At 75.6% G+C, this 4,739-nt stretch carries 5 protein-coding genes; 3 read left to right on the top strand and 2 right to left on the bottom strand.

Annotated elements, in window-relative coordinates; genetic code table 11:
- On the top strand, window positions 1-204 hold a 204-nt coding region (locus tag ACFWOG_RS24610; protein ID WP_030918248.1), incomplete at its 5' end, for a cold-shock protein.
- A 366-nt stretch (window positions 205-570) separates the two neighbouring features.
- Window positions 571-948, top strand: a complete 378-nt coding sequence (locus tag ACFWOG_RS24615; RefSeq protein WP_380361016.1) for a CBS domain-containing protein — start codon at window positions 571-573, stop codon at window positions 946-948.
- A 139-nt stretch (window positions 949-1,087) separates the two neighbouring features.
- Here the strand turns inward: ACFWOG_RS24615 and ACFWOG_RS24620 are convergent, their stop codons facing one another.
- Window positions 1,088-2,308, bottom strand: a complete 1,221-nt coding sequence (locus tag ACFWOG_RS24620) for a Dyp-type peroxidase (RefSeq protein ID WP_380361017.1) — start codon at window positions 2,306-2,308, stop codon at window positions 1,088-1,090.
- Window positions 2,309-2,339: 31 nt separating this feature from the next.
- Here ACFWOG_RS24620 and ACFWOG_RS24625 point away from each other — a divergent pair, with 31 nt between their 5' ends.
- Complete coding sequence (locus tag ACFWOG_RS24625) at window positions 2,340-3,686, top strand: right-handed parallel beta-helix repeat-containing protein (RefSeq protein WP_380361018.1); 1,347 nt, start codon at window positions 2,340-2,342, stop codon at window positions 3,684-3,686.
- A 54-nt stretch (window positions 3,687-3,740) separates the two neighbouring features.
- On the opposite strand, the gene ACFWOG_RS24630 is transcribed toward ACFWOG_RS24625, so the two are convergent.
- The gene (locus tag ACFWOG_RS24630; protein WP_380361019.1) at window positions 3,741-4,454 is read right to left on the bottom strand and encodes a hypothetical protein; all 714 of its coding nucleotides are present in this window, start codon (window positions 4,452-4,454) and stop codon (window positions 3,741-3,743) included.
- Between the last annotated feature and the right edge of the window lie 285 nt (window positions 4,455-4,739).

A 4,739-nucleotide genomic window follows, 5' to 3' on the forward strand; every position in this document is an offset into this window, starting at 1 on the left:
ATGGCTAATGGCACCGTGAAGTGGTTCAACGCGGAAAAGGGCTTCGGCTTCATCGAGCAGGAGGGTGGCGGCCCGGACGTCTTCGCCCACTACTCGAACATCAACGCCAACGGCTTCCGTGAGCTGCTCGAGGGCCAGAAGGTCGAGTTCGACGTCACGCAGGGCCAGAAGGGCCCGCAGGCCGAGAACATTCGCCCGCTGTAGTTCTTCTGCCACGGCACCCGCCCAGCAGCGAGGGGCCCGCACCGAGTACTTGATGCCCGGTGCGGGCCCTTCGGCATTGCGTCACGACGCATCCCGGGCCGTTCGGGCCCTCGGTCCCGCCACCGGCGGCCGTCCTCCCCACGCGAGACGTACGGCGCCGCGTCCGGACCGGCCTCCTCCCGTGACAGTTCACGGTTCGCGGTTCTTCGCTCCCGCCCCCTGCGGTGAGCACCGACCGCAGGCGACGTGCCGCACGGTTCCACCGTCCACGCCCCGCCCGTCACACGCCCGGCCCGATGCCTCGCGGCTTCCGCGTGCGCTGATCAACCGGCTGCCTCGGCGAACGACACGAGAAGGAGCCCGCCCATGACCACGACCCTCGAACACCCCACGACCACCACGGTCGGCGACCTCATGCGACACCCGGAGCTGCAGATCAGCGACGACGTCATGGTCGACACGGCGATGGACATCCTGCGGAGCTCCGGCGCGAACCACCTCCTGGTCCGCGACGAGGACGGTCGCTGCGCCGGGCTGCTGACCCACCTGCACCTGGCGCCCTTCCAGGCCCGCTCCTGGTACACCGAGCGCACCCCGGTGCGCAACATCGTCCTGGACCGCGGCCCGTTCGCCACCGCCGACATGTCGGCCACCACGGCTGCTGCCGCCATGCGCTCCCGCGACCTGACCAGCTGGCCGGTGGTGGACCACGACGGCCACGTCGTCGGCCTGCTCAGCATCTAGCGCCGACGCGGACGCCGACCGGCCCGGACGGGCGGGCGGGGGGTCCTTCGCGCCCCGGGTGGGGCGCAGCGATCCCGCCCCGACCCCCGCTACCGCGCGCGGGGCGCAGCCGGCTCCGGGGCGTGCGGGCCCGGGAGCGTCAGGACCACAGGTGGTCGCCCAGGGCGGTGCCCTCCGGGGCGCCGGGGAGCACGTGGGCGACGGCGGACGCCGTGTGTTCGAGGAACGGATTGAGGGCGTCACGGGTGGCGAGGCGCTCCTGGACGCGGGTGAACTGGCCGGGGTCGCGCATGAAGGCGCAGAAGAGCAGGCCGCGGTCGCCGGGGGCGTCGTCGTAGCTGTAGCCCCGGCGGAGCATGCGGGCCCCGCCGTCCAGCCGGGGGCCGGTGAGGCGGACGTGGGCGGTGGCGGGGATGACGTAGGCACCGTTCGGGTGCTTGGCGTAGAGGTCGGGCTCGTCGTGTTCGGCCGTGCCGGTCAGCGGGGCGCCGTCACCGGCGCGGCGGCCCATCGCGAGGTTCTGATGCTCCTCGGGGAGGGCGGCGAAGGCGGCGGTGTCCATCCGGATCCGTCGGTAGACCAGGACGGTGGCGTTCTCGTGCGGCCCCGGTGGGCCCCAGACCCACTGTCGGGCCGCGTCCTCGTCCGGGTTGGCGCTGCCGTCCTTGAAGCCGAACAGGTTGCGGGGCGTGGCGCCGGGCTCCGTGCCCGGCAGGAAGCCGGACTGCGACCAGCGGGGCGTGGCCCCGGCGGCCCGGGCGGCGGTGGCGGTGAGTTCGCCGACGACGGCGAGCGTCCAGTGGTCGGCGGCGCCGAGCTGGAGCAGCAGGTCGCCGCCGCTGCGCGCCGGGTCGAGGCGGTCGCCGGGGAACGCCGGCAGCTCGGCCAGCCCGGCGGGGACGGCGAGGCCGAGCCGGGCGGCGAGGGCGGGGCCGAGGCCGACCAGCGAGGTGAGCCGGGTGGTGCCGCCGGCCCGTAGCCGCGGGTCGGGTGACGGGCCGGTTCCGGCCGTCGCCGAGGCCAGGGTGCGGGTCCAGGCGGCGAGGAGGGTGCGCAGGGCCTCCCGGTCCGCGGCGGTGGAGCTCGGCGGGAGGTCGAAGGCGACCAGTTTCGTCGCCGCGAGCTGAGGGGACGTCACACCGGACTGCCGGGCGCCGTGGAAGGGGGTCGGCGCCCCGGGCGGCGGGCCGTCGGCTCCGGTGGCGCGGCCCGATGTCCGGTCGCCGTCCGTCAGTTCGCCCGCCGCGGCTCCGACGCCGGCGGCGAGCACCGCACCGGCCGCCAGCAGCGCCCGCCGCCGCCCGAGGCCGGGCGCGGCGATCGGGTTCGACGGCGACGCGTTTCCCGGTTCGGTGGGCATGCGCCCTATTGGAGACGATAGAACACGTGCCATGCAAATCACGTTTCCTGATCGTCTGTCAGCTCTCCGGGCCGGAGCGGCGGCGACCACCCTCGTCCTCGCGGCCGCCCTGTCCGCGGGGTGCTCCTCCGCGGGTCCGGCCTCGGACGACGCAGCACACCCGGCCGGGACCGTGGTCCGCGTGCCGGAGGACTTCCCCACCGTCCAGAAGGCCGTGGACGTCGCGCGCGAGGGCGACACGGTGCTGATCGGCCCGGGGACCTACCGCGAGAGCGTGCGCGTCCCCAAGCGGAACGTCGTGGTGCGCGGGACGGACCGCTCCGCCGTGGTGCTGGACGGCGGGCTCAAGCTGGCCAACGGCATCACCGTCACCGGGCCCGGCTCCGTGGTGGAGAACCTCACCGTCCACGGATACCTGGCCAACGGCGTCCTGTTCACCGGCGTCACGGACGAGAAGCTGCAGCAGCGCGGCGCGGGCGGCTCGGCGTACGACCCGCTGGACACCGCCCGCTTCCCGCCCGTGGAGGGCTTCCGTGCGACCAGGGTGACGTCGTACAACAACGGCCTGTACGGCATCTACGCCTTCGACGCGCGCTCCGGCGTGATCGAGGACTCCTACGCCTCCGGGCACGCCGACTCCGGCATCTACGTCGGCCAGTGCAAGCCCTGCGACACCGTCGTGCGCGGCAACACCGTGGAGCGCAACGCGGTGGGGGTCGAGCTGACCAACGCCTCCGACGGCCTGTCGATCGTGGGCAACCGCGTGGCCGGCAACCGGGTGGGCGTCACGGTCAACTCCAACGACCTGGAGGCGCTGGCCCCGCAGCACGGCGCGGTGATCGCGGGCAACGTGGTCGTCGACAACAACGCCGCCGACACGCCCGAGCAGGCCGACGGCGGCTTCGGGATCGGCATCGGGATCGGCGGCGGCACCGCGAACCGGGTGGAGCGCAACCTCGTCCGGGGCAACCGCGCGGCCGGGGTGATCGTCACCGATCCGCCGGGCCACCCGGCGACCGGCAACCGGGTCGAGGGCAACCAGGTGGACGGCAACGGCGCCGACCTGGTGCTCGCCTCGGCGGACCCCGGCAACTGCTTCAGCGGCAACCGGCCCGCCACGCAGAGCCCGGAGGGTCTGGAGGCCGCGGCGGGCTGCGGAAGCCCGGTGCACGGGCCACTGCCGGCGGGCCGGACGGCGACGGTCCTGGCGCCGCCCGGCGTCCCGTTCAGCCGGGTGCCCGCGCCGCCCGCGCAGCCGTCGCTGCCCGACCCGACGGCGCCGGGCCGCCCGGCGACCGGTCTGCCGGACGCGGTGGACCCGGGGGCGTACCCGCTTCCGACGGATGCCGGCGTGCTCCCGGCGCAGCCCGCGCGCTGACGGGCGGGCGAAGGGGCGGGAGGCGGGGCGGGAGGCGGGTCGGGGGCCGGCCGGTCAGCCGGTCAGCCAGGGCGCCTCGGGGAGCTTGGCGACGTCGTCGTGTCCGGCGAACTCCACGGTGGTCGGGGTGCCCAGGCCCGGCATCCGCATCGTCACCCGCCTCAGCGTGGCGTCGGCGTCGACCCAGTAGGTCAGGGGCGACCGGCCGCCGTCGGGCGCGGCGCCCTGGGCGCGCGGGCCGGCGAACCGGTCGTGGATCCGGCCGTCCAGGCGGTCGGTGCCGAGCCAGCGCGCCCCGGACTGGGCGAGCAGCAGCGGGTTGTCCGGCCGGTCGGCGCCCAGCTGGACCAGCAGTTGGAGCCCGGCGTCCAGCGGGTCCGCCGTGTAGGTGCGCGGGGACCAGCCCTGCCGGGGGACGCGCTCGGCCTGCTGCCAGGCCGGTCCGTCGGTACCGGCGGGCTCGGGGGCGAGCCCGAGCCCGCCGGCGTCCCAGACGACCAGTCCGTGGTCGAGCGGGCCGCTCGCCCCCGTGACCCGGTAGCGGCCCACGCCCCGGCGGGTGCGGTAGTCCACGACACCCTCGACCCGGACGTCGACGCCCCCGCCCTCGGCGGCGGTGAGCGTCACGGTGACCGGGCCGGCCTGGTAGAGGTTCAGGCGCGACAGGGCCAGCCGGGAGGCCTCGTCGACGGTCACCGCGCGCTCCCCGGTCCCGCCTGCGACGGTCCGGTAGGCGACGACGCCGCCCGCGGCGGTGGCGCACACCACGAGCGCGACCAGGGTCCTGAACCGGAGGGTCCGACGACGTGTCGCGCGGGGGGCGCTCCCGGGCTTCCCGCTGCCCGCCCCGGCGCCCGCCTTCGCGGCTTCCGCCCTTCGGGCCCCTGTCGTCCGGGCCCCTGCGTTCCGGGCCATGCGATCGCCTTCTCTCGTCGGTCGGTCACGACGGTCGGGCGGGTCCACGGACCGCGCGCCAGGCCCCCGCCACTACAGCCCCGCTCCCCCAAGTCACCCCTACCCCGCGGACGAAACCGTCCCGCGCCAGCGTCTAAC

It is taken from the genome of Kitasatospora sp. NPDC058406 (assembly GCF_042722765.1).
Classification (GTDB): domain Bacteria; phylum Actinomycetota; class Actinomycetes; order Streptomycetales; family Streptomycetaceae; genus Kitasatospora.

What these genes read in the sequence shown, in the direction of transcription:
- ACFWOG_RS24615 (WP_380361016.1), top strand. Translation starts at nt 571, where the DNA reads ATGACCACGACCCTCGAACACCCCACGACCACCACGGTCGGCGACCTC.
- ACFWOG_RS24625 (WP_380361018.1), top strand. Translation starts at nt 2,340, where the DNA reads ATGCAAATCACGTTTCCTGATCGTCTGTCAGCTCTCCGGGCCGGAGCG.
- ACFWOG_RS24620 (WP_380361017.1), bottom strand. Translation starts at nt 2,308, where the DNA reads ATGCCCACCGAACCGGGAAACGCGTCGCCGTCGAACCCGATCGCCGCG.